Below are 24,069 nucleotides of genomic sequence, written 5' to 3' on the forward strand. Positions count from 1 at the left end.
GCGTCTTCCGCTCGGTGGAACGGCCCGTCTACGACGTGCAGATGTCCGGGCAGCTGGACACCGCGGTCGAACAGCACGGCAAGGGCGACCTGGCGGCCCTGCTGGCCGGCGGGGACACCTGGACGGTCGTGGGCTGAGCCCGGTTCGAGTCGCGGGTGGGGCCCGGGCGACGCGTCCGGGCCCCACTCGTGTCCGCAGGCGCCCATGGGGCCTCGGTCAGGCGTTTCTCGCGTCGTCGTACGCCTTCCGGGCCCGCTCCACGTCCGCCATCCGCCGCTCGGTCCACAGCGCCAGGTCCCGTACCTGCCGGGCGGCCTCGCGGCCGAGGTCGGTGAGGGAGTAGTCGACGCGGGGCGGGATGACGGGCTTGGCGTCACGGTGGACGAGGCCGTCGCGTTCCAGGGTCTGGAGGGTCTGGGTGAGCATCTTCTCGCTGACCCGGCCGATCGCGCGGCGCAGCTCGCTGAAGCGGTGCGGGCGGTCGAGGAGCTGCATCAGGACCAGGACGCCCCAGCGGCTGGTGACGTGCTCCAGGACCAGGCGGTACGGGCACATCTCCTCGCCGGCGACGTACTTTCCGGCCTTCGGCGGATCGGCGTCCGCGGCACTTACGGGCATGCCAGTACCTTACTCCAAAGTGGGTACTTTCCTTTGGTTAGCGCTACCCCTAGGGTTAGTGGCATCGGAACCCCACAAGGAGATCGCACACCATGAGCATCGTTGTCACAGGAGCCACCGGACAGCTCGGCCGTCACGTCGTGACGCAGCTGCTGGAGAAGGTCCCGGCCGAGCAGATCACCGCCGTCGTGCGTGACGAGGCCAAGGCCGCCGAGTTCGCCGCCAAGGGCGTGAAGATCGCCGTCGCCGACTACAACACCCCCGAGACCTTCGACGGCCTCTTCGCCGCCGGAGACAAGGTGCTGCTGATCTCCGGCAACGAGTTCGACAAGGGCCGTCCCGCCCAGCACAAGGTCGTCATCGACGCCGCCAAGGCGGCCGGCGTGGCCCTGCTGGCGTACACCAGCGCCCCGGGCAGCCTGCACGCCTCGCTGGTGGACGACCACCGGGCCACCGAGGAGACGCTGCTCGCCTCCGGCCTGCCGTACACCCTGCTGCGCAACGGCTGGTACCACGAGAACTACACCGAGAACCTCGCCCCGGTCCTGGAGCACAACGCCGTCGTCGCGGCCGCCGGCGAGGGCCGGGTCTCCTCGGCCTCCCGCGCCGACTACGCGGCCGCCGCGGTGGCCGTGCTGACCGGCGAGGGCCACGAGAACCAGACGTACGAGCTCGGCGGCGACGTCGCCTGGAGCTTCGCCGAGTACGCGGCCGAGCTCACGAAGCAGACCGGCACGGAGATCGCCTACAACGCGGTGCCCGGCGAGGCGCTCCAGTCCATCCTGACGGGCGCCGGCGTGCCGGAGATGTTCGCCGCGATCCTGGTCGACGTCGACGCGTCGATCGCCAAGGGCGAACTAGTCGTCGACTCCGGCGACCTCTCCCGCCTGGCCGGCCGCCCGACCTCCCCGATCTCCGAGGCGATCGCCGCCGCCCTCAAGTAGGCACCGCAAAGAGGAGCCACCCCGGTCTGTCATGACCGTATGCCGATACGGCCATGACAGACCGGGGTGCCCGGCGCTACCTTCGTCCCGGCGTGCTGATGCTGGGTGTGAGGAGGGCCGGTGGCCGGCATATCGAAGGGTGAGCGGCGGACAGGACTGGTGAACGGCTTCGCGGCCTACGGGATGTGGGGGCTGGTCCCCCTGTTCTGGCCGCTGCTGAAGCCGGCCGGGTCGGTGGAGATCCTGGCCCACCGGATGGTGTGGTCCCTCGTCTTCGTCGCCGTCGCACTCGTCTTCGTACGGCGCTGGGCGTGGGCAGGCGAGCTGCTGCGGCAGCCGCGCCGACTGGCCTTGGTGGCGGTCGCCGCCGCCGTGATCACCGTCAACTGGGGCGTCTACATCTGGGCCGTGAACGCCGGGCACGTGGTCGAGGCCTCCCTCGGCTACTTCATCAACCCCCTGGTGACCATCGCCATGGGCGTGCTGCTGCTGAAGGAACGGCTGCGGCCCGCGCAGTGGGCGGCGGTGGGCGTCGGATTCGCCGCCGTCGTCGTGCTGGCCGTCGGCTACGGGCAGCCGCCGTGGATCTCCCTCGTCCTCGCCTTCTCCTTCGCCACCTACGGACTCGTCAAGAAGAAGGTCAACCTCGGCGGCATCGAGTCACTCGCGGCAGAGACGGCGATCCAGTTCCTGCCGGCGCTCGCCTATCTGCTGTGGCTGGTCGGCCACGGCGAGTCCAGCTTCGTCGACGACGGCGCCGGGCACGCGGCCCTGCTGGCCTCCACCGGCATCGTCACCGCCGTCCCGCTGGTCTGCTTCGGCGCCGCCGCGATCCGCGTGCCGCTCTCCACACTCGGTCTGCTGCAGTACCTGGCGCCGGTCTTCCAGTTCCTGCTCGGCATCCTCTACTTCCACGAGGCCATGCCCGCCGCCCGCTGGGCCGGCTTCGCCCTGGTCTGGCTCGCCCTCGCCCTGCTCACCTGGGACGCGCTGCGCACCGCCCGCCGGGCCGCACGGGCGCTCGCGGCGGCGCCTCTACCACGGCCGGCCGCCCCGGTCACGGAGACTCCGGCAAGCCAGGTGTGACTGTCCGAGCCGTCGGCTATAAGTGGGCGGCATGACGCAGACGCCCGCACCCCTGCACTGGAAGCTCGTCGTCGACGCCCGTGACCCGCACGCGCAGGCCGACTTCTGGGCCGCCGCGCTGCACTATGTGGCCGAGGACAACAGCGCGTTCGTGGAACGACTGCTGGAGCTGGGCGCGCTGCCGGGCGCGGCCACCCTCGAGTACCACGGCCGTGCCGCCTTCCGCGACCTGATCGCCGTACGGCACCCGGACGACCCGTACGACGAGGAGCACGGGACGGGACTGGGCCGGCGGCTGCTGTTCCAGCGGGTGCCGGAGGCGAAGTCCGGCAAGAACCGGCTCCACATCGACCTGCACGCCGGGGAGGGAAGGCGGGCGGACGAGGTGGCGCGCCTCGAGGCGCTGGGCGCGGCTGTCGTGCGGCACGTCTCCGCGCCCTCCGGCGCGTGGACCGTGATGGCCGACCCGGAGGGCAACGAGTTCTGCGTGCAGTGACGGCGGCGCTCAGGCGTTCTGGGCCGCGCGGCGAGCGCGTTCCGTGAGGCGGGCCATCCGGGCGCGGGCCGACTCCAGTTCCTCGGCGTCGTCGGCGGCCGGGCCGCCCTCGGCGGTGAGCTGCGCCCACAGGTCGATCAGCTCGCGGCCCAGGCGCAGCCCGTGCTCGGGGTCGCGCACCGCGCGCCAGGCGGTCGCCGCGCTCCGCACGTTCCCGTACGCCGCCTCACCGTCCCGCGCGTGCCCGCGCTGCCGGGCCAGGTCGAGGGAGAGGTGGAAGGCCCGCACCGGGTCGCCCGCCAGGTAGGAGATGTACGCGGTCAACTCGCCCAGGTGCAGGACCTCGGTGTGGTGTGCGCCGAGGACCGCGGCGGCCTCGGCGACGGTGCGCTCGGCGAGTTCGGCCGCCGCGTCGATACGGCCCGTCCGGACAGCCTCGTTGATCCGCGCCACCGGCTCGGTGAGCAGCGCGGCCCCCTCCGCCGTCAGCGTCACGGGCTCGTCCCCGAGCACCTCCTCGGCGACCGCGTCGAAGCCGCGGGCGGGCGTGGGGGTGGACCGGAGGTCGGGGTCCGGGTCCCGGTCCGCCACCGGCTTTTCGGGGGCGGAGGCGGGGGCGGAGGCGCGGGCCGTCTCGGAGGCCGGAGCGGGGGCAGGGGGGCTCATCACGGGCGGTGGGCCGAAGACGCCGGTGGGCGGCTGGACGGTGCCCGGCGCGGGCGGCAGGGGCGGGGCCACGGCCGGCAGGGCGGTGGGCGGAGCGGGCGGTGCCGGTGGGGCGGCGGGCGGTTGCGGCACCGCCTGCAGCACCTGATGGGGGAACGCCGGCGCTGCCGGCTGCACCGCTTCCTCCGGCACCGGTTCCAGCTCCGCCGGCGCGGCTGCCTTCGGTGCGGGTTGTTCCCTCGGCTCGGCGGCCGGGGCGGCCAGTCGTACCGGGTCGCCGGTGAAGCTGCTGGAACCGTCCAGGTCCACCTGGAGGGGGACGACATAGCCGATGCGGGTGTCGTGGACGGTGGCGAGGACCGGGCGGCCGGTGGTGCGGGCGAGGCGCTGGAGATGGTTGAGGACCGCCTGCTGGGGTTCCTCACCGGGGCCCGGGAGCAGTGGCACGCCGTCCACGGACGCCGCCGCGCCCGCCACCCGGACGTCGACGGGTGCCGGCCGCCCCTCCTGCTGGACTTCCCGCTTCTCCTCGCGGCTGAGTCGGGACATCGGCCCTCATTCCCCCGGCGTCACCATCCGGTCGTACCCGTGCGTACGGTCCAGTGTCTCCGCTCGGCACGGCTCGCACGTCACCGCGACGTCACAGCCTCGCACCAGGAAGGAGCGCCCGGCGGGGCGCGGGCGGACCAGGACCGTACGCGAGCCGCTAGGCGGTGATGTCCCTCGTGGTGAACCGCGCCCAGGCCGCCGATCCGAACACGGCCGTGTACAGGGCCTGCAGTTCCAGGTTCTTGACCAGGTCGTCCCAGTAGACGGGGTCGCGCATCAGGTCGGCGAAGGAGAGCCAGTAGTGGGAGAAGAAGTACGGCTGCAGCGCGTGCAACTGGGGTATCTGGTCGAGGATCTGGACCGTGATGAGCAGGCCCACGGTCGTCGCCATCGCCGCGATGCCGCTGTTGGTCAGCGTGGACACGAACAGGCCGAGGGCGGCGACGCCGGCCAGGGACGCGGCGACCACCAGGGCGATCAGCAGGGCGCGGCCGAGACCGTCGGCGAAGGAGATCCGGGTGCCCGAGATCGTCGTCAGGTCGCCGAGCGGGAAGAGGAGCGCGCCGACGGCGAGCGCGGAGGCCGCCACCACCAGGGTCGCGACCAGGCAGAAGGCCATGGTCGTCGCGTACTTGCCGAGCAGGAGGCGGGTGCGGCCCGCCGGCGCGACCAGCAGATAGCGCAGGGTCCCGGCGTCGGCCTCTCCCGCGATCGCGTCCCCGGCCACCACTCCGACGGCCATCGGCAGGAAGAACGGAAGGGTCGCGGCCAGCGCGGTGAACACCAGGAACAGTCCGTTGTTGGTGACCTGGGCGACGAACGCCGGGCCCTCGCCGCCGCCCCGGCCGACCTGCCCGTCGCCCCGCGTCTCGATCCTGACGGCGATCCCGACGAGGACCGGCACCGCCGCCAGTACGCCGAGCAGGGCGAGGGTGCGCCAGCGGCGGAACGTGGTGACGAGTTCGCTGCGCAGCAGGCCGAGGCTCCACAGCGGGTTCGGCCGGGCGGCCGCTGTGTCCACGGCGGCCAGGTCAGCCCGCGACATCGAAGCCCTCCCCGGTCAGTGCCACGAAGGCGTCCTCCAGCGAGGCCCGTTCCACGGTGAAGCCGCGGACCCGGACGCCCGCCGCGACGAGCGCCGCGTTCACCTCGGCGAGGTCGCGCTCGGGCGGCTCGCCGGTCACCCGGTCCTCGGCGGCGACGACGTCCGCGACGCCCTGTTCCTTGAGCACCCGGGCCGCCTCCGCGGAGTCCGGGGTCGTCACCACGAGCCGCCCGCGCGCCCCGGCCGCCAGGTCGGCCACCGCGCCCTGGGCGATCAGCCGGCCCTGCGCCATCACGGCCGCGTGGGTGCAGACCTGCTCGATCTCGTCGAGGAGGTGGGAGGAGAGGAACACGGTCGTGCCGTCCCCGGCCAGTTCCCGCACCAGGGAGCGGATCTCCCGCATGCCCTGCGGGTCGAGGCCGTTGGTCGGCTCGTCCAGGACCAGCAGCTTGCGGGGCTGCAGCAGCGCGGCGGCGAGGCCCAGGCGCTGCTTCATGCCGAGGGAGTAGGCCTTCGCCTTCTTCGCCGCGGCGGCCGCGAGGCCCACCCGGTCCAGTGCGGCCTCGACGCGGGCGCGCCGGGTGCGCGGGTCGGCGGCCGGGTCGGCGGCGTCGTACCGCAGCAGGTTGTCGCGGCCGGAGAGGAAGCCGTACAGCGCCGGGCCCTCGATGAGGGCGCCGACGTGCGGCAGTACGACGCGGGAGGCGCGCGGCATCGGGTGGCCGAGGACGCGGGCGCTGCCCGAGGTGGGGGCGATCAGGCCCATCAGCATGCGGATGGTGGTGGTCTTGCCGGAGCCGTTCGGGCCGAGGAAGCCGAAGACGCTGCCCGCGGGGACGGTCAGGTCGAGACCGTCCACGGCGAGCTGTCCGCCGCGGTAGCGCTTGGTGAGGCCACGGGTGTCGATGACGCCCGCGGCCGCCGGCGCGTCGTCACCCGGGTCACCCGGCTCCCCGGGGCGTCCGGAGCCCCCGGCGTCCTCCGGCTCCCGCTCCGTGGCGGACGGTCGGTCCATCGGCTCCCTCGATTCGTCGTGCGGCAGAGGGTACTCACCGCACCCGCGCCGCCCTCTGCTACCCCGCGTCGGCCGCCTTCACCAGCGCGGCCTTGTCCACGGCGCCGACGTACACCTTCCCGTCGTCCGTGATCAGGGCGTTGATCAGCCGGGTGGAGAAGACGGTGCCCTTGCCGAACTTGCCGGAGACGGGGTCGCCGAGCGAGCCGAGGAAGCCGCTCAGGTCGCCGCTGCCGGAGGCGGAGCCGGTGGGCACGCCGCCCTTGCTGCCGGTGTCGAGCACGGCTATGGAGTTCCAGCCCTTGCCGAGGACGTCGAAGCGGGACTTGTCGAGGTCCTTGGCGGAGCCGTGGCCGGGCGCCTCGGAGGCCTTGCCGCCCTGGTCCGTCCCGTTGCCCTCGCCGGCCCTGCCCGCCTTGCCGGCCTTGTCGCCCTCGGTGACCTTGGCGCCCTTGGGCGGGGTGAAGTCGAAGGTGGAGGCGGCCGGCTTCGCGAAGCTGACCTGGGTGTAGCCGGCGTCGACGACGGCCGCTCCGCCGCTCGACGGGGTGAGTGTGAACTTCAGCGGCGTACCGGTCTTGGCGTCCACCGCGATGCTGATCGCGCCGACCGTCGTACCGGACTGCTTGGGCTTGATGACGAGCCGGTAGGCGTCCCGGCCGGCCACCTGGGCGGTGCCGTCGACCGTCACCGACGTGGTGTCGTCGACCGACTTGAGAACCTCGTCGGCGAAGTCCTTGGGGGTGGCCGGGGTTTCGTGCTGCCCGGTCTTGCCGGAGTCGGGGGCGGTGGAGTGGTAGACCTCGTTGGACTTGCTGTCGTAGTCCCACACGTCGGTGCCGTTGTGGATGAGGCTGTACTCGGCGCCGCTCTCCAGCACCGACACCTTCTGCTTCTCGGGGCCGTCGGCGGCCACCCGCAGCGTGTGCGTGCCGGAGGCCAGCTCGGTGAGCTTGCTCGACGGGTCGGCGGACGAGCCGTCGCCGCTGCCCTGCGTCACCCCGGACATCAGGCCGCTCTCCAGACCGCCGAGGTCGGGCAGGCCGAGGTCGGTGCTGATCTTCACGGTGCCGGACAGCTGCTGCACGTCCGACTTGGCGATCTTGTCGATGAGTTCCTGCGCGGTGATCTTCGGTAGGTCGGGGTCGCCGGAGTCGGCGAGTGCCGGGACCAGGCCGATGGTGGCTGCGGCCACGCCCACCACCGCGACGGGGACGACGTACCGTGCGGCCTTGCGCCGTCGCTCGGCGCGCATCTCGTCGCGCAGCTCGTCGTCGGCCTGCGCGGCCCCCGTGCTGTCGTCGGATTCGTACGGTGCCATGTGTGCCTTACCTCCGTCGTCGGCGGCGGCCGTCCTCGCACGTGTCCCACCCTGAGCCGCCATTCTCACCCGAATCGGTGAGTGGTGGTGATTTCCGTGGTTTCCATCTCACCAAATCCGGGGCGCCCAAGCGTCAGACCACGGAGCCAACTCCGCGTACACCTGCGGTATGACACGACGGTGGAGGCGCCCTCCCCGACCCGTAGGGGTCGTGCCGGGAAGGCGCCTCCTGTCACGCGCCGTGCCTGCTCAGGTCTCGTGCCGTGTCCGCTCAGTGCTGCACGAACACGTAGTCCGCCCGGTAGGGGACGCCTACGACGGCACCCGGGGCGCAGGAGCCGGCCGGGGCGACGCCCCCGACGGTGTTGAGGCGCAGGATCTCGCCGGTGCGGGCGAGCAGCCCGTGCTTCTTGCCGGACGAGGTGGTCTTGAGGTCCAGTTCGGGGATGTTGCCGGTGCCGTTCGCGGTCTTGGTCAGGACGGTTCCGGTGACCGCGGTGCCGTCGGGTGCGACCCACTGCGGGGTACCGGAGTTCGGTGCGACGAAGGAGTGGCGGATGCCGCCGCCGAGCTCGGCGCTGACGTCGCGCTGGGCGAAGGCGTAGCCGCCGCCGTCGGCGGGCTTGCACTCGTAGATCTGCTTGCCGGTGACGACGGAGGCCTGGAAGCCGCCCTTGAGGCCGGAGACGGTGGTGACGGCGTGCAGCTGGCCGCGGACGGCTCCGCCCGGGAACTGTGCGGTGTGCAGGTTGGCGTAGAAGGCTCCGGGGTCGGTGGTGAGCTGAGCGAGCAGGGCCTTGTCGGTGACCTTGACGCTGCCCGTGACGCTGTGGCCCCTGGCTGTCTTCAGCAGTTTCCCGAAGTCGATTTTTACACCGCCGTTGGTGCCCTTGGCCCCCTGGTGGATGTGCAGGTCCGTGGGCCTGCCGGTGCCGCGCCAGGTCACGGCGACGGTCACCTTGCCCCCCTTGACCCGGATGAACTCCAGCGCGGCGCCGTCCTTGTCCCCGACGGCGGGCCCACCGGCGACGGGCACCTCGTTGGCACCGCGCAGGCTGGCGGCGAGGACGACGGAGGCGGTGGAGCGGTGACTGGTGGAGCTGTAGCCGGCGGGGCTGTGACCTGTGGCAGCGGATGCCGGGGCGGCGGCACAGCCGAGCGCGGTGACGGTGATGGCAGCGGCGACGAGGCTCTTGCGGCGCGTTGCGTCGATGACCATGATTCCGTTTTCTCCCCGTGTATCAGCCGACGCCCCCTGCGTCGGCTTCTGTGGAGGAGTACGGAACACATCCTGGATTGGACTCAGTCCAAGCGTGTGGCCCGAGTCACATGGACGGCGCTTTCGGGAGCCGGGCGCCTGGAGACCGCAGGGCTATCCGGCTCGGTGCACCACTGCGTCGCACAGCTCCACCAGCGCCGTCTTCGCGTCGCATTCCGGCAGCGGACCCAGCGCGGCCCGCGCCTCCTCCGCGTACCGGACCGCGTCCCGGCGAGCCTGCTCCAGCGCCGGATGCGCCCGCAGCGCCGCCAGGGCCTCCGCGTGCCGCGCGTCGTCCGTGAGGTCGGAGTCCAGCAGCTCGCACAGGGCGATGTCCTCGGCCAGCCCCAGCCGGGCCGCCCGCTCCCGCAGCCGCAGCACCGGAAGGGTGGGCACGCCCTCGCGCAGGTCGGTCCCCGGGGTCTTCCCGGACTCGTGGGAGTCGGAGGCGATGTCCAGGACGTCGTCGGCGAGCTGGAAGGCGACACCGAGCCGCTCGCCGTACTGGGTGAGGACGTCGACGACCGTCTCGTCGGCGCCGGACAGCATCGCGCCGAACCGGCAGGAGACCGCCACCAGCGAGCCGGTCTTGCCGCTGAGCACGTCGAGGTAGTGATCGACGGGGTCACGGCCGTCCGACGGGCCCGCCGTCTCCAGGATCTGACCGGTCACCAGTCGTTCGAACGCGAGGGCCTGGACCCGGACCGCCTCGGGACCGAGGTCGGCGAGGATCTGGGAGGCGCGGGCGAAGAGGAAGTCGCCGGTGAGGACCGCCAGCGAATTGCCCCAGCGGGTGTTGGCACTGTCGACACCGCGGCGCACGGCGGCCTCGTCCATGACGTCGTCGTGGTACAGCGTGGCCAGGTGCGTGAGCTCGACGACGACGGCCGACGGCACGACACCGGGCGCGTACGGGTCGCCGAACTGCGCGGCGAGCATCACCAGCAGCGGACGGAACCGCTTCCCCCCGGCCCGTACGAGGTGCTGCGCGGCCTCCGTGATGAACGGGACCTCGCTCTTGGTGGCGTCTAGCAAGCCTTCCTCGACAGCCGTCAATCCGGCCTGGACATCGGCTTCCAGAGCCTGGTCCCGCACGCTCAGCCCGAACGGCCCGACGACGGTCACGAGGGGTCTCCTGTCTGCTGGTGTCTACTGGCGATTACGCGGTTTGTCGATAGGTCGCTGCTATCACTCAAGTCAGCGTATCCGGTCAGGTTTCGATCACCGATAGCGCCCACGGTTACACCCCGGGCGCTATCGGATCACGACCGTTATGTTTTTGATCAGCCCATACGACCTGACATCTACTGACTTAACAGGAAGTGCGGGCAGTTGTCCCGAACCGCGGCCCAGGCCGTGTCCCGCACCGGGCTCCGTACCGGGCCCGGCACCGGGTCCGGATCCGGGGAGGCGCCCGAGGGCCCGCCCGGCGGCGAACCCCCCGGATGACTCCTGCCCGGAAACCGCCCCGCCTCTCCGACCGACGTCACCTGCCCGGGCGTACCCCCTCCACCGCCCACCCAAGCCCACGGGGGCGCACCGCGCACCGACGGCGGCACCTCGCCCCCCGTCCAGCCACCCTTCCTCCACGGGACCACGCACGTCGAGCTCCCCGTTCCGTCGACCTGCGCCCTCTCGATCCGCATTCCCTTGACCGTCATTCCCTCGGCCGACCTAACAGCACCCCATGCGCGCGCGTCGCGACCGCACCCCTCCCCGTCGACTCGCAGGGGTGCCGGCACGTGCGGGTTCCCTCCCGGAACGACCCTCCTGACAACGACGTGCATCACGGGGGAGGTTCCGCTCTCACGGTGGACACGCGCGCCAGGGACTGCCGGTTCCGAGCCCCCTTCCCTCTAGGTGACGAGAATCACGCACGCACACAACGCCCCTCGACACCCGCCCTGCCAACCGGCCGCCTGGACCTCTCCGTTGGGCACGGCCGGCGACACGCACGCGCACCCGAGGCATCCGAGGTTGACGGAGAAGTTGACGGTTGATTCGCGATAGCCATCCCTAATCCGACAACTTGGACTATTCGCGCAAATCATCTTCTTCAGGGATCACTCCACGCACCCCACGGAGGCAATCCACGCGAATGCGAGTGGGTCGACTTTCCGTCGAAACAGGAAAAAGGCGGATTCCGTGAATCCCTGATGTCCGCTTTGCCGCTCTTGCGAATTCGTGAAGTAGGTCACTCGGGCACGAATGCCGCAGGCCCGCGAAGGACCCTTCCTTTCCTTTTCCCGTGCGCCAGTTGAGGGTTGGCAGCCGCAAAGGATCAAGTGCCTCATACGGCACAGACCAAGGTCAATCGGCATGTTGCGTGAATCAGGGTCTTGTTTCGTACATGTGCTCTCGCATACGTTCCGGCTCGCCGGGCGGACGCCGAATCCTGCCGCCGCCCGTAGTGACCCATCGACGAGTTCATTCGCATGGCAGGAGCGGGGGACCCAGGTAAGCCGCCGGACCGGACGGCCGACGTCACAGCACAGACGTCGTCCCGGAACGGCTAGGGGTGAAGTCGCATTGCCTTCGGGCGGTGCGGCCGGGCACTCCCCGGGCCCGAACCCGACAGCTCACCTCGCAGGCGACGGAGAGGAACTTCGCTATGCCTGCTGCCACTCAGCACCGCCGTCCCCGCCGTAACCGCCTCGTCCGCACGCTCGCCGTCGTCGGCACGGGCGCCGCCGTCCTCGCCCTCCCGCTCATCGGGGCCACGACCGCGTCCGCTGCCGGCTCCTCCACCACGACGGCCTCGACGACCCTCGCCGGGTACCCGAACAACCTCGACGGCTGGATCCGCGAGTCGCTCGCGATCATGGCCGAGAAGCACATCCCGGGCACCTACGACGGCATCCACCGCAACGTGATGCGGGAGTCCTCCGGCAACCCGCAGGCCATCAACCTCTGGGACTCCAACGCGGCCGCCGGCATCCCCTCCAAGGGCCTGCTCCAGGTGATCGACCCGACGTTCAAGACGTACCACGTGGCCGGCACGTCGTTCGACATCTACGACCCGGTCGCGAACATCACCGCCGCCTGCAACTACGCCGCAGCGCGGTACGGCTCGATCGACAACGTCCACGGCGCCTACTGATCGGCGTCCCGCATCAGGCGAAGAGTCTTTCGAGGACGACGGCGATGCCGTCGTCCTCGTTCGACGTGGTGATCTCGTCGGCCACCGCCCTGAGTTCGGGGTGGGCATTGGCCATCGCCACGCCGTAGGCCGCCCACTCGAACATCGGGATGTCGTTGGGCATGTCGCCGAAGGCGACGGCCTGTCCGGGGCTCAGCCCCAGGCGGTCGGCGGCCAGCGCGAGCCCGGTCGCCTTGGTCACCCCGCACGGCTGCAGTTCGACGGTCCCCGGCCCCGACATCGTGACCGTCGCCAGCGATCCGACCACCGAGCGGGCGGTCGAGGCGAGTTCGTCGTCGGACAGCGAGTGATGGCGCAGCAGCACCTTGCTGATGGGGGCGCACCACAGGTCGTCGCGCCGGGCGACGCGCAGCGCCGGCAGGGTGGGGTGGGGCATCAGATAGCCCGGCTCGATGAGCGTGAGCCCGTCCACGCCGTCCTGGTCGACCGCCGCGTACACCTGGCCGACCTCGGCCTCGATCTTGCCGAGTGCGGTCTCCGCCAGCTCCCGGTCCAGGGTGACCGACCACAGCAGCCGGTCCGCGCCGGCGTCGTACACCTGCGCGCCCTGGCCGCAGACCGCGAGTCCCGTGCAGCCGAGGTCGTCGAGGAGGGGGCGCACGCGTGGGGCCGGACGGCCGGTCACCACGAGGTGCTGGGCTCCGGCTCGGCCGGCCCGGCCGAGCGCGGCGAGCGACCGCTCCGAGAAGGTGTCGTCGCCGCGCAGCAGCGTGCCGTCCAGGTCGGTGGCGATCAGTGAGTACGGGGAGGGTGCGGCCATGATCAGAGAATACGGACAGCACGGCCCGGGCACTCACCGCCTGTTTCGGCCTCAAGTGGCGCCCGCCGTCTCCGTGATGGGGCCGTTGCCGGTGGCAGGCGTTACGTCCTCCGAGATGCTGCGGCAGCTGCCCCGGGGGCCCGGCAGGTGATGCGCTGTGTGTCGAGGAGGTCCGGCGGCTCGGGCTCTGCTTCGACGCCCGGTGCTGCGGGCAGTCCTGGTGGGAGGCGGCCGGGGTGGCGGTTCGATCACGAAGCCCCTCCCCCAGGAACCTGGTGCCTACTTCGTGGCGCTACTGGAGCCGCGGCGGTTGGTGCGCCACAGCTGGTAGAGGTGCTTCGCGCCCGGACGCACGAACCGGGCGAGCATCGTGACGAACGGCAGCGGGTCGTCACCCGCCAGCCAGGCCAGCTCGGTCCCGCTCGGCCGCTGCGGTGCGTGCGGCGTCGTGTAGCCGCTGCGGCGGTAGGCGAGGAGGGCGGGCAGGTCGATGTTCTCCACGAGGTACCGGTGGCCGGCCCGCTGTTCTCCCTCCGGAACGCGACGCCCGGTCAGGTCCAGGTGCATGGCGCGCACGACGTCCACCCCCGACTCGCTCTCGAAGAGCCGGAACTGGGCGCCCATGCGGGGATTGAAGTCGAGCAGCTTGTACTGCCCGTCGCGCCGGTCGAAGCGCAGGTCGAGATCGATGATGCCGGTGAAACCGATCTGCTTGATGAAACGCGCGGCGAGGTCGGCGAGTTCCGGGTTGTCGACGACGTACGCGTTCGCGGTCATGCCGGCGTGCGGCGGCCAGGAGCGGACCTTGACTCCTGTGAACAGGGCGCGCGGAGTGGAGTCGGCATCGAAGTAGGCGTGCACGATCCAGTCCTCGGCCTCCTCCCTCGGGAGGTACTCCTGGAGGATGACACCCGGATGGGTGCCCCAGTCACGGGCAAGGGTGAGCAGTCCCTCCCGGGTGGCGATCCGCGTCGTCCCGTTGACGGCGGGCTGCTTGCGCCGGACGAACGCCTCACGGTTCTTGGCCACGATCGGGAAGCGGGCCTTGTCCGCGAAGTCGACGATCTCGTCGTACGAGTCGGGGAAGGCGGCCGCCGGGCTCGGGATGCCGTGTTCCACGCACAGTTCGTGCAGGCCCTGCTTGCTCGCCAGCCGGCGGGGCAGTTCCGGGTCGACGCGCGGGAAGAGGAAGCGGTCGCCGAGCGCGTCCTGATGCTCGGCGATCAGGACGGCGGCCTCCTCGTCGGTGGGGATCAGCACGGCCGGACGGCCGATGCGGCGGCCGATGCGCAGCAGTCCCTCGACGAGATGGCCCGGTTCCTCGGCGCCTGTTGTCGGCCATACGAACGCCCGTTTGAGATAACGGGACGAAGCCGCCGGCGTGTACGCGTCCTCTGTGATCGCGTACATGGGAACGCCCAGGCGGCCCAGGCTGCGAATCGCGCCGACCCCGCCGTGATGCAGCGGATAGTCGCCGAACTTGACGATCAGGCCCGGCACGTCGCGGTCCGCCTCGAACGGCACGCTGACGGCATTCCTGGCCACGGGTCCCCCCACGTGTCCCCCTCTACGGACCGGACCCACCCCGTCCGTGTCCCCCAAAGGACGCTAAGCCGGAATTGCCTACTCCGACAAGGCCTATTAGGACATTGCGAACTCTTTAGACACTGTCACGACAGGCAACTCACCCGTAACGTGTGGCGCGACCACATGAAATGCCGCGCAACGCAATAGCGAGGTCGCCACATGGCCGTCCACCGCGCGGCACGGATGAGAGCGAGGCAGCCACCCCATGCCCCCCTTGACCCCCTTCGAGGTCCCCGAGGGTCACCCCTTCGGCCCGCACAACCTTCCGTATGGCGTGTTCTCGACCTCCGAGAGCACGGAACGGAGGGTCGGCGTCCGCCTCGGCGACCACGTCCTCGACGCCGGCGCCGCGGCCCTCGCCCTCGGCTCCCCTTACGCCTCCCTGCTCGCCCGGCCGACCCTCAACCCGCTCCTGGCCGCAGGCCGCACCGCCTGGTCGGACGTGCGGCGCGCCCTGACCGCCTGGGTGACCGTGCCCGCGCACCGGGAGACACTCGCCCCCCTCCTCCACCCGCTGCCCAAGGTGACCCTGCACCTCCCCTTCGAGGTCGCCGACTACGTCGACTTCTACGCCTCCGAGAACCACGCCCGGAACGCCGGCCGCATCTTCCGCCCCGACGCCGCCGAACCGCTCACTCCCAACTGGAAGCACCTGCCGATCGGTTACCACGGCCGCGCCGGCACGGTCGTGGTGTCCGGGACGGACGTCGTACGGCCCTCAGGGCAGCGCAAGGCGCCCGCGGATCCGGCACCGGTGTTCGGCCCGTCGGTACGGCTGGACATCGAGGCCGAGGTCGGCTTCGTCGTCGGCACGCCGTCACAGCAAGGCCGGCCGGTGGCGCTGGGCGACTTCAGGGAGCACGTGTTCGGCCTCTGCCTGCTGAACGACTGGTCGGCGCGGGACATCCAGGCCTGGGAGTACGTCCCCCTCGGCCCGTTCCTCGGCAAGTCGTTCGCCACCTCGGTCTCGGCGTGGATCACCCCGCTGGACGCGCTGGAGGAGGCCCGGATCGCCCCGCCGAGGCGGACGCATCCGCTGCTGCCGTACCTCGACGACGCCACGGAGGAGCCCGCCGGTTACGACCTGCGGATGTCGATCGCGATCAACGGGCAGACGGTGTCCGAGCCGCCGTTCTCCACCATGTACTGGACCGCCGCCCAGCAGCTCGCCCACCTGACGGTCAACGGCGCCTCCCTGCGCACCGGCGACCTGTACGGCTCCGGCACGGTGAGCGGCACGGAGCCCGGACAGCGCGGGTCGCTGCTGGAGCTGACCTGGAACGGACGCGACCCGCTCGAACTCCCGGACGGGAAACGGACGTATCTGGAGGACGGCGACGTGGTGACGATGTCGGGATGGGCTCCGGGACCGGGCGGCAGCCGGGTGGGGCTCGGGGAGGTCAGCGGCCGGGTCGTGGCCGGGTGAGCCGGCCGCCGGGCCGGCCCGGCGCACCGAGGTGAGCGGGGACTTCCTGGCGCGGGGGCGGTCGGCGGATCCCCGGGCGAGGCGATACCGGAGGCGGCACGGGAGCAGGGACCGCGCGCGAGCCGCCCGGCCGGGAAGCGGGGCGCTCGGATCGTCCTCGACACCTGACTCAGGGCGCCGGGCACCGTCATACTGACGGGACACGCACCATGCGATGCGCCCGCACGCGCACCATGCGAGGCGTCGGCGCACGCATCACGTGACGCGCCGGCGCACGCACCACGTCACGCAACGGCCTGTCGCCCTCGCACCACCCGCACACGTCTCCGATCAGGAAACGGAGCCCCGGCATGACCGTCTGCCTGCTCCTGCTGACCGTCGTCGCCCTGACGGCCGCGGTACCTGCGCCGCGCGCCCTGGTGCGGTCCCTGTGGCCGGAGCGGGAACCGGTGGTGGCGCTGTGGGTGTGGCAGTGCCTGGTCGCCACCGTGCTGATGTGCTGCCTGGCCGCGCTGACCCTGGGCGCGGCGGCTGTCTTCCACACCGTGCGCGACCAGGTGTTCGCGCCGGCGCCACCGGCGGTCACCGCCGCGTACGACCTCTCCGTCGCACCTCCCTGGGCGGTCGCTCTCACGGTGCTGCTGGCGTCCGGGGCGGCGTGGACGACGGCGATGCTCGCCCGCGAACTGGTCGAGGCCCGACGCCGCCGCGACCGGACCCGTGCACACCTGCGCGAGCGGGCACCCGAACTGCCGGCGGGGCTGCCCGCGGCACGCGGACCGATGCTGGTGCTGGAGGACGAGTACCCGGACGCCTGGTGGATGCCGGGCCATCCACCACAGCTGGTCGTGACGACGGGGGCACTGCACCGCCTCACCGACCACCAGCTCGACGCCGTACTCACCCACGAACGGGGCCACGCCCGCGCCCATCACGACTGGCTGCTCCACCTGTCCAGCGCCCTGGCCACGGGCTTCCCGCGCGTGCCGCTCTTCTCTCACTTCTGCGACCAGACCCACCGGCTCGTCGAGCTCGCCGCGGACGACACGGCGTCCCGCCGCTGCGGCCACCTCACCACCGCGCTGGCCCTCATCGAACTGAACCAGCACCGCGGGGTCCTGTCCTGCGCGTCGAGCCGCCGGCTGCTGGGCGAGCGCGTCGACCGCCTCCTGGAACCGCCCCCACGGCTGCTGCGCCGCCAGCGGGCCCTGACGACGACGGTGGCCGCCCTGGTCCCCCTGCTGCCGCTCCTGATCGCGTTCGCACCGGGGCTGACGGCGCTTGGCTAGAGCGCGAGCGCTGCCTGCCTGCTGGCGTCTGGGCTGAAGAGGTGCCCTCGGAATTGTTCGGCCGCGCTCGATGTGCTGCGGGCGCTGCGCCTGGGTGATGCCGGGCTGTTCGCCGGTTTCCTGGCCGACTCCGACCCGGCGGTGCGGATCGAGGCGGTGCGGGCCCTGGTCTCGGTGGATGCCGCCGGTGCCCTGGCGGCTGCCGTCGGCGACCCCTCCCGTGAGGTGCGGGTGACGGTGACGAAGGCCCTCGGCACGGTGGGGGCCGCCGTTGCCGTCTCTGGAGGGGACGGCGTTCTGGATGCCCTGGCCTTGCTCGTCGGGGACTCCGATGTGCTGGTCCGGGGTGCGGCGTACGAGGCCCTGGCGGGCGTCGGCTGTCCGGCGCTCCTGGCCGGGGCCGCCGTGGCTGCGCTGGGCGACCCGGCGTGGCAGGTGCGGGTCGGTGCCGGCAGGGCGCTGGGTGCCGCTGACGGCGCCGTGGCGGTGTCGGCTCTCGCCACGTCCCTCGCCGACCGGAACGCCGACGTCCGCAAGGCTGCCGTGCTCGCCCTGCCCCGGCGCGCCGGTGCCGAGGAGGTCCGGGCGGCTCTGGCCACGGCGACGGCCGCCCCCGACGCGGATGTCAGGGCGTACGCGGCGAGGGGACTGTAGGCGGCTCCCTCGCCGCCGCGGGTGCTATATCCAGTCCTCCGGTTCCGGCTCCGCGTCCATCTCGGGCCAGTGCTCGTCGTCGCCGGTCCCCGTCGCCGCGGGGGCCGGGGCGGCGGCCGGCGTCTTCAGGGCGGCCAGTACGCCGAGTACGCCTTCTCCGTACGTCATGAGTTTCTTTTCGCCGACGCCGCCGATGGTGGCGAGTTCGGCGACGGACTCGGGCCACCGGCCGACGATCTCGCGCAGGGTGGCGTCGTGGAAGATCACGTACGCGGGTACGCCCTGTTCGCGGGCCTGCTCGGCGCGCCAGGCGCGCAGGGCCTCGAAGGCGGGGAGCAGTTCCTCGGGCAGCTCTGCCACGACTGCCTTCGCCTTGCTCTTGCCGGAGGATCCGGAGGCCCCGGAGCTTCCGGTCCCTCGCGAGAGTGCCGGCTTCTTCGGTTCCTTCCGCAGCGGGACCTCGCGTTCCCGCCGCAGGACCGTCCCGCTGGCCTCGGTGAGCACGAGGGTGCCGTACTCGCCCTCGACCGCGAGCAGCCCCTGGGCGAGCAACTGCCGGACGACGCCTCTCCATTCGGCTTCGTCGAGGTCGGTGCCGATACCGAAGACGGACAGCTGGTCGTGGTCGAACTGTATGACCTTGGCGGTGCGCTTGCCGAGCAGGATGTCGACGATCTGGACGGCACCGAACTTCTGCCCGCGTTCGCGCTGGAGCCGTACGACGGTGGAGAGGACCTTCTGGGCGGCGACGGTGCCGTCCCAGGTCTCGGGCGGGGTGAGGCAGGTGTCGCAGTTGCCGCAGCCCGCGGGGTCGGGGTCCTGGCCGAAGTAGTTGAGGAGTTGACCGCGGCGGCACTGGGCGGTCTCGCACAGGGCGAGCATGGAATCGAGGTGGGCCTGGGCGCGGCGGCGGAAGGCCTCGTCGCCCTCGCCGGACTGGATGAGTTTGCGTTGCTGTATGACGTCGTTGAGGCCGTAGGCCATCCAGGCGGTGGAGGGCAGGCTGTCGCGGCCGGCGCGACCGGTCTCCTGGTAGTAGCCCTCGACGGATTTGGGCAGGTCGAGGTGGGCGACGAAGCGGACGTCGGGTTTGTCGATGCCCATGCCGAAGGCGATGGTGGCGACGACGACCAGGCCGTCCTCGCGTAGGAAGCGGGACTGGTGGGCGGCGCGGGTGCCCGCGTCCAGGCCGGCGTGGTAGGGCACGGCGTCGATGCCGTTGCGGGTCAGGAATTCGGCTGTGGCTTCGACGGACTTGCGGGAGAGGCAGTAGACGATGCCCGCGTCGCCTTCGTGTTCCTGGCGGAGGAAGGTGAGGAGCTGTTTCTTGGGGTCGGCCTTGGGGACGATCCGGTACTGGATGTTGGGCCGGTCGAAGCTGGCGACGAAGTGCCGGGCCGTCGGCATGTGCAGCCGCTGGGTGATCTCCTGGTGGGTCGCGTGGGTGGCCGTGGCCGTGAGCGCGATGCGCGGGACGTCGGGCCAGCGCTCGCCGAGGAGGGAGAGGGTGAGGTAGTCGGGGCGGAAGTCGTGGCCCCACTGGGAGACGCAGTGGGCTTCGTCGATGGCGAACACGGCGATCTTGCCGCGGGCGAGCAGGTCGAGCGTGGAGTCCAGGCGGAGCCGCTCGGGGGCGAGGTAGAGCAGGTCGAGCTCGCCGGAGAGGAACTGTGCTTCGACCACGCGCCGCTCGTCGAAGTCCTGGGTGGAGTTGATGAACCCGGCGTTGACGCCGAGGGCGCGCAGGGCGTCCACCTGGTCCTGCATGAGGGCGATGAGCGGTGAGACCACGATGCCCGTACCGGGTCTGACCAGGGCGGGGATCTGGTAGCACAGCGATTTTCCGCCGCCGGTGGGCATGAGGACGACGGCGTCGCCGCCCGCCACCACATGCTCGATGATCGCTTCCTGCTCGCCTCGGAAGGCGTCGTACCCGAAGACCCGGTGCAGCGTGGCCAGTGCCTCGCTGTCCGCCGGGCCGTGCGCCTGTGGCGCCCCCGGCGTCTCGGTCGTCCCTGCCATCTCGTCGGTCCCGCCTGTCCCGCCCATCGCCGTGTCCCCCGTACGTCGTCCTTCGACCACTGCCTCCACGATAGGGGTCCGGGCCGACAGCGCCTGAGTTATCCACAGGCTGGCCGCCCGGGAGAGGGGCGCTGGTGCGGGGTTCCCCCGTCCGGCGGTGTCCTCAGCCCTTTGGCGGTCTTCGCGTGGCGGCCGGGGAGAGGCGCGGGCGATGCTGCACGGGCGGGACCGGGGAGGCCCGTGTCGTAAGGAGGTGCCGCGCTCGCGTGCCTCTTCCGCCCCAAGGAGCTTCAGGATGTCTCTCAGGTCCCGCACCGCGGGCGCCGTTCTGGCGCTGGCCGTGCCGTTCGCTCTGGCCGCGGTTCCCGCCGGCGCGGCTCCCGTCCCCGATCCCGACCCGTTCGTGTGGACGGATCTGACTCCGACGTACACGGCGACGGCGGACTACCAGTACGAGCCGTTCGCGGTCACGGACGGGTATGCCCGCCCCCCGGCCGACGCCTGCGACAAGGACGCCCAGAACAACAAGGGGAGTGCGGGCTACCACTACGTAAGGACCGCCGGTGTCGGCAGTCTGGACCCGGCCGAGCCCGCGGGTCTCCTCTACGAGACCGACGCCGACGGTGGCCGGGCCCTGGCGGGGGCGGAGTGGATCGTGCGAGCGGGGTCCGGGACCGCGGCGCCGACGCTGTTCGGGCAGCCGTTTGAGGGGCCGACGACCGTGCCGGGGGTCACGGGACCCGTGTACACGCTGCGTGCGTGGATCTGGAAGGACAATCCGAGCGGTCTGTTCGCGCAGTGGAATCCCACGGTCACGTGTCCGTAGCCGTAGCCGTAGCCGTGGCCGTGGCCGTAGCCGCGGCGGTGTCCCCGTAGTGGTGTGACCCGTACGCGCGCGTGGGCCCCGGTTCCTGTGCGGGGAACCGGGGCCCGGGGGTGTGCGGAATGTTTCAGCGGACGAAGACTCCCGCCTGGCTGGCGAGGTTCAGGAAGTACTGCGGTGCCACGCCGAGCACCAGGGTGACGGCGACGCCGAGGCCGATCGCCGCCATGGTGAGCGGTGACGGGACGGCGACCGTGGGCCCCTCGGGCCTCGGCTCGCTGAAGAACATCAGGACGATCACGCGGATGTAGAAGAACGCGGCGATCGCGGACGAGATCACACCGATCACGACGAGCGGGACCGCCCCGCCCTCGGCGGCCGCCTTGAAGACGGCGAACTTTCCGGCGAAGCCGGAGGTCAGCGGGATGCCCGCGAAGGCCAGCAGGAAGACGGCGAAGACGGCTGCCACGAGTGGGGAGCGGCGGCCGAGACCCGCCCACTTGGACAGGTGGGTGGCCTCGCCGCCCGCGTCGCGCACCAGGGTGACCACGGCGAACGCTCCGATGGTCACGAAGGAGTAGGCGGCCAGGTAGAAGAGGACGGACGACACGCCGTCCTTCGAGGTCGCGATGACACCGGCGAGGATGAATCCGGCGTGTGCGATCGACGAGTAGGCGAGGAGCCGCTTGATGTCGGTCTGGGTGATCGCGACGATCGCGCCGCCCAGCATGGTGATGATCGCGACGCCCCACATGACCGGCCGCCAGTCCCAGCGCATGCCGGGCAGGACCACGTACAGGAGGCGCAGCAGTGCGCCGAAGGCGGCGACCTTGGTGGCGGCGGCCATGAAGCCGGTGACCGGGGTGGGCGCGCCCTGGTAGACGTCGGGTGTCCACATGTGGAAGGGGACGGCGCCGACCTTGAAGAGCAGGCCCATGACGACCATGGCGGTGCCGATGAGGAGCAGTGCGTCGTTGCCCATGGTGTTGGCGAGGGCCGGGTCGACGTTGGTGACGGTGCCGTCGACGACCTGGGCGATCGTGGCGTACGACACCGAGCCGGCGTAGCCGTAGAGCATGGCGATGCCGAACAGGGTGAACGCGGAGGCGAAGGCGCCGAGCAGGAAGTACTTGACCGCGGCTTCCTGGGACATGAGGCGCTTGCGGCGGGCCAGGGCGCACAGCAGGTAGAGCGGGAGGGAGAAGACCTCCAGGGCCACGAAGAGCGTCAGCAGGTCGTTGGCGGAGGGGAAGACCAGCATGCCTGCGACGGCGAAGAGCAGGAGCGGGAAGACCTCGGTGGTGGTGAAGCCGGCCTTCACGGCGGCCTGTTCGCTGTCGCTGCCGGGCACGGAGGCGGCCTGGGCGGCGAAGGAGTCGACGCGGTTGCCGTGGGCGGCGGGGTCGAGGCGGCGTTCGGCGAAGGTGAACAGGCCGACGAGGGCTGCCAGCAGGATCGTGCCCTGGAGGAACAGGGACGGTCCGTCGACCGCGATGGCGCCCATGGCGGCGATGTGCGCCTTGGTGGTGCCGTATCCGTCGGCGGCCAGGGCGACGACGGCTGCGAAGGCGGCGCACAGGGCCACGGCGGAGACGAACACCTGGGCGTAGTAGCGGGACTTGCGCGGTACGAACGCTTCGACCAGCACTCCGACGATCGCCGCGCCGACGACGATCAGGGTGGGTGACAGCTGTCCGTACTCGATTTTCGGCGTCGGGATCTTCGAGATCGGTTCGGCCGCGGTTGTCCACAGGCTGTGGACGGCTGCTGCGCTCACTTGGCCGCCTCCACTGCGGGCTTGGGGTCGGTCTTGTGTACGTCCGACATGGTCTGTTTGACCGCCGGGTTGACGATGTCCGTGACGGGCTTCGGGTAGACGCCCAGGAAGATCAACAGGATGATCAGCGGGGCGACCACGACGAGCTCGCGTGCCTTCAGGTCCGGCATCGCGGAGACCGCCGGTTTCACCGGGCCCGTCATCGTCCGCTGGTAGAGGACGAGGGTGTAGAGCGCGGCGAGGACGATGCCGAAGGTGGCGATGATCCCGATGGCCGGGTAACGGGTGAACGTGCCGACCAGGACGAGGAACTCGCTGACGAAGGGTGCGAGACCGGGCAGGGACAGGGTGGCCAGGCCGCCGATCAGGAAGGTGCCGGCGAGCACCGGGGCGACCTTCTGCACACCGCCGTAGTCGGCGATGAGCCGGGAGCCGCGGCGGGAGATCAGGAAGCCGGCGACCAGCATCAGGGCGGCGGTGGAGATGCCGTGGTTGACCATGTAGAGGGTGGCGCCGGACTGGCCCTGGCTGGTCATCGCGAAGATGCCCAGGATGATGAATCCGAAGTGGGAGATGGACGCGTAGGCGACCAGCCGTTTGATGTCGCGCTGCCCCACGGCGAGGAGTGCGCCGTAGATGATGCTGATCAGGGCGAGGACGAGGATGGTGGGTGTCGCCCACTTCGACGCCTCGGGGAAGAGCTGGAGGCAGAAGCGGAGCATCGCGAACGTGCCCACCTTGTCGACGACCGCGGTGATGAGGACGGCGACGGGGGCGGTGGACTCCTGCATGGCGTTGGGCAGCCAGGTGTGCAGCGGCCACAGCGGCGCCTTCACGGCGAAGGCGAAGAAGAAGCCGAGGAACAGCCAGCGTTCGGTGCTGGTGGCCATGTGCAGGGTGCCGTTGGCGCGGGCCTGCGCGATCTCGGCGAGGGAGAAGTTCCCGGAGACCGTGTAGAGGCCGATCACCGCGGCCAGCATGATCAGGCCGCCGACCAGGTTGTAGAGGAGGAACTTGACGGCGGCGTACGACCGTTGCGTCGACGCGGCCTCCTCGCCCTGTGCGTGGGCGCGGTCCCCGAAGCCGCCGATCAGGAAGTACATCGGGATGAGCATGGCTTCGAAGAAGATGTAGAAGAGGAAGACGTCGGTGGCCTCGAAGGAGATGATCACCATCGCCTCGACGGCCAGGATCAGGGCGAAGAAGCCCTGGGTGGGCCGCCACCGCTTGCTGCCGGTCTCCAGCGGGTCGGCGTCGTGCCAGCCGGCCAGGATGATGAACGGGATCAGCAGGGCGGTCAGGGCGAGCAGGGCGACCGCGATGCCGTCGACACCCAGTTCGTAGCGGACGCCGAAGTCACTGATCCAGGCGTGGGATTCGGTGAGCTGGTAGCGGGCGCCGCCGGGGTCGAAGCGGACCATGACGACGACCGCCAGGGCGAGCGTGGCGAGCGAGACCAGCAGCGCGAGCCATTTGGCGGCGGTGCGCCGGGCGGCCGGTACGGCGGCCGTGGCGACCGCCCCGACGGCCGGGAGGACCGCCGTCGCTGTCAGCAGAGGAAAGGACATCGGTA

The 24,069-nt window shown here is 71.2% G+C and carries 19 protein-coding genes, 2 pseudogenes and 1 riboswitch; of the genes and pseudogenes, 9 read left to right on the forward strand and 12 right to left on the reverse strand.

Features of this window, described 5'->3' with window-relative positions; genetic code table 11:
• Window positions 1–137 (forward strand): annotated as a pseudogene (locus tag JF597_RS38355) (2-oxoacid:ferredoxin oxidoreductase subunit beta); the annotation flags it as partial.
• Window positions 138–216: 79 nt separating this feature from the next.
• Here the strand turns inward: JF597_RS38355 and JF597_RS38360 are convergent.
• Entirely contained in the window at window positions 217–618 is a 402-nt protein-coding gene (locus JF597_RS38360) for a helix-turn-helix domain-containing protein (protein ID WP_294006946.1), read from the reverse strand.
• A 92-nt stretch (window positions 619–710) separates the two neighbouring features.
• Here JF597_RS38360 and JF597_RS38365 point away from each other — a divergent pair, with 92 nt between their 5' ends.
• The 3 genes from JF597_RS38365 (at window position 711) to JF597_RS38375 (ending at window position 3,144) form a co-directional block, all read left to right on the forward strand.
• Window positions 711–1,562, forward strand: coding sequence for an SDR family oxidoreductase (locus tag JF597_RS38365; protein ID WP_294006949.1), 852 nt, complete (start codon window positions 711–713; stop codon window positions 1,560–1,562).
• A gap of 120 nt (window positions 1,563–1,682) precedes the next feature.
• On the forward strand, window positions 1,683–2,648 hold the full coding sequence (rarD, locus tag JF597_RS38370; protein WP_294006952.1) for an EamA family transporter RarD: 966 nt from the start codon (window positions 1,683–1,685) through the stop codon (window positions 2,646–2,648).
• 31 nt (window positions 2,649–2,679) lie between these two features.
• Entirely contained in the window at window positions 2,680–3,144 is a 465-nt protein-coding gene (locus JF597_RS38375; RefSeq protein WP_294006955.1) for a VOC family protein, read from the forward strand.
• A 9-nt stretch (window positions 3,145–3,153) separates the two neighbouring features.
• On the opposite strand, the gene JF597_RS38380 is transcribed toward JF597_RS38375, so the two are convergent.
• From JF597_RS38380 to JF597_RS38405, 6 genes are all read right to left on the reverse strand, one after another.
• Window positions 3,154–4,359, reverse strand: coding sequence for a tetratricopeptide repeat protein (locus JF597_RS38380; RefSeq protein WP_294006958.1), 1,206 nt, complete (start codon window positions 4,357–4,359; stop codon window positions 3,154–3,156).
• A gap of 157 nt (window positions 4,360–4,516) precedes the next feature.
• Entirely contained in the window at window positions 4,517–5,404 is an 888-nt protein-coding gene (locus JF597_RS38385) for an ABC transporter permease (protein ID WP_294006961.1), read from the reverse strand.
• A complete protein-coding gene (locus tag JF597_RS38390) occupies window positions 5,391–6,419 on the reverse strand; it encodes an ABC transporter ATP-binding protein (RefSeq protein ID WP_294006964.1) in 1,029 nt (342 codons plus the stop codon). Before JF597_RS38390 ends, JF597_RS38385 begins: the two co-directional genes overlap by 14 nt.
• Window positions 6,420–6,477: 58 nt before the next feature.
• A complete protein-coding gene (locus JF597_RS38395; protein WP_294006967.1) occupies window positions 6,478–7,740 on the reverse strand; it encodes a DUF2092 domain-containing protein in 1,263 nt (420 codons plus the stop codon).
• A 271-nt stretch (window positions 7,741–8,011) separates the two neighbouring features.
• Window positions 8,012–8,959 (reverse strand): CHRD domain-containing protein, encoded by a 948-nt coding sequence (locus JF597_RS38400; protein WP_294006970.1) that lies wholly within the window; start codon window positions 8,957–8,959, stop codon window positions 8,012–8,014.
• 153 nt (window positions 8,960–9,112) lie between these two features.
• The gene (locus JF597_RS38405) at window positions 9,113–10,123 is read right to left on the reverse strand and encodes a polyprenyl synthetase family protein (protein WP_294006974.1); all 1,011 of its coding nucleotides are present in this window, start codon (window positions 10,121–10,123) and stop codon (window positions 9,113–9,115) included.
• A 1,284-nt stretch (window positions 10,124–11,407) separates the two neighbouring features.
• Window positions 11,408–11,604, forward strand: a riboswitch (cyclic di-AMP (ydaO/yuaA leader).
• A 5-nt stretch (window positions 11,605–11,609) separates the two neighbouring features.
• On the opposite strand from JF597_RS38405, the gene JF597_RS38410 reads away from it, so the two are divergent.
• Window positions 11,610–12,098 (forward strand): transglycosylase SLT domain-containing protein, encoded by a 489-nt coding sequence (locus JF597_RS38410; protein WP_294006977.1) that lies wholly within the window; start codon window positions 11,610–11,612, stop codon window positions 12,096–12,098.
• Between the two features lie 13 nt (window positions 12,099–12,111).
• On the opposite strand, the gene JF597_RS38415 is transcribed toward JF597_RS38410, so the two are convergent.
• Both JF597_RS38415 and JF597_RS38420 read right to left on the reverse strand, forming a co-directional pair.
• Window positions 12,112–12,918 carry an HAD family hydrolase gene (locus JF597_RS38415; protein WP_294006980.1) on the reverse strand — a complete coding sequence of 269 codons (807 nt, stop codon included), beginning with the start codon at window positions 12,916–12,918 and terminating at the stop codon, window positions 12,112–12,114.
• A 279-nt stretch (window positions 12,919–13,197) separates the two neighbouring features.
• Entirely contained in the window at window positions 13,198–14,463 is a 1,266-nt protein-coding gene (locus tag JF597_RS38420) for an ATP-grasp domain-containing protein (RefSeq protein WP_294006983.1), read from the reverse strand.
• A gap of 256 nt (window positions 14,464–14,719) precedes the next feature.
• Between JF597_RS38420 and fahA the strand changes: the two genes are divergently transcribed.
• The 3 genes and pseudogenes from fahA to JF597_RS38435 form a co-directional block, all read left to right on the forward strand.
• Window positions 14,720–15,931 (forward strand): fumarylacetoacetase, encoded by a 1,212-nt coding sequence (gene fahA, locus JF597_RS38425; protein WP_294007026.1) that lies wholly within the window; start codon window positions 14,720–14,722, stop codon window positions 15,929–15,931.
• A 350-nt stretch (window positions 15,932–16,281) separates the two neighbouring features.
• Window positions 16,282–17,220, forward strand: a complete 939-nt coding sequence (locus tag JF597_RS38430; RefSeq protein ID WP_294006986.1) for a M56 family metallopeptidase — start codon at window positions 16,282–16,284, stop codon at window positions 17,218–17,220.
• Between the two features lie 57 nt (window positions 17,221–17,277).
• Window positions 17,278–17,874: pseudogene (locus JF597_RS38435) on the forward strand (HEAT repeat domain-containing protein); the annotation flags it as partial.
• A gap of 24 nt (window positions 17,875–17,898) precedes the next feature.
• On the opposite strand, the gene recQ reads toward JF597_RS38435, so the two are convergent.
• The gene (gene recQ, locus JF597_RS38440) at window positions 17,899–19,896 is read right to left on the reverse strand and encodes a DNA helicase RecQ (RefSeq protein ID WP_294006989.1); all 1,998 of its coding nucleotides are present in this window, start codon (window positions 19,894–19,896) and stop codon (window positions 17,899–17,901) included.
• Between the two features lie 295 nt (window positions 19,897–20,191).
• Between recQ and JF597_RS38445 the strand changes: the two genes are divergently transcribed.
• Complete coding sequence (locus tag JF597_RS38445; protein ID WP_294006992.1) at window positions 20,192–20,722, forward strand: hypothetical protein; 531 nt, start codon at window positions 20,192–20,194, stop codon at window positions 20,720–20,722.
• Between the two features lie 124 nt (window positions 20,723–20,846).
• Here JF597_RS38445 and nuoN read toward each other — a convergent pair whose 3' ends face one another.
• Window positions 20,847–22,496 carry an NADH-quinone oxidoreductase subunit NuoN gene (gene nuoN, locus JF597_RS38450; protein WP_294006995.1) on the reverse strand — a complete coding sequence of 550 codons (1,650 nt, stop codon included), beginning with the start codon at window positions 22,494–22,496 and terminating at the stop codon, window positions 20,847–20,849.
• Complete coding sequence (locus tag JF597_RS38455; RefSeq protein WP_294006997.1) at window positions 22,493–24,064, reverse strand: NADH-quinone oxidoreductase subunit M; 1,572 nt, start codon at window positions 24,062–24,064, stop codon at window positions 22,493–22,495. The genes nuoN and JF597_RS38455 overlap by 4 nt, the downstream gene beginning before the upstream one ends.
• Between the last annotated feature and the right edge of the window lie 5 nt (window positions 24,065–24,069).

The sequence above is a fragment of the Streptomyces sp. genome (assembly GCF_019510245.1).
In the GTDB taxonomy this organism is placed as follows: domain Bacteria; phylum Actinomycetota; class Actinomycetes; order Streptomycetales; family Streptomycetaceae; genus Streptomyces.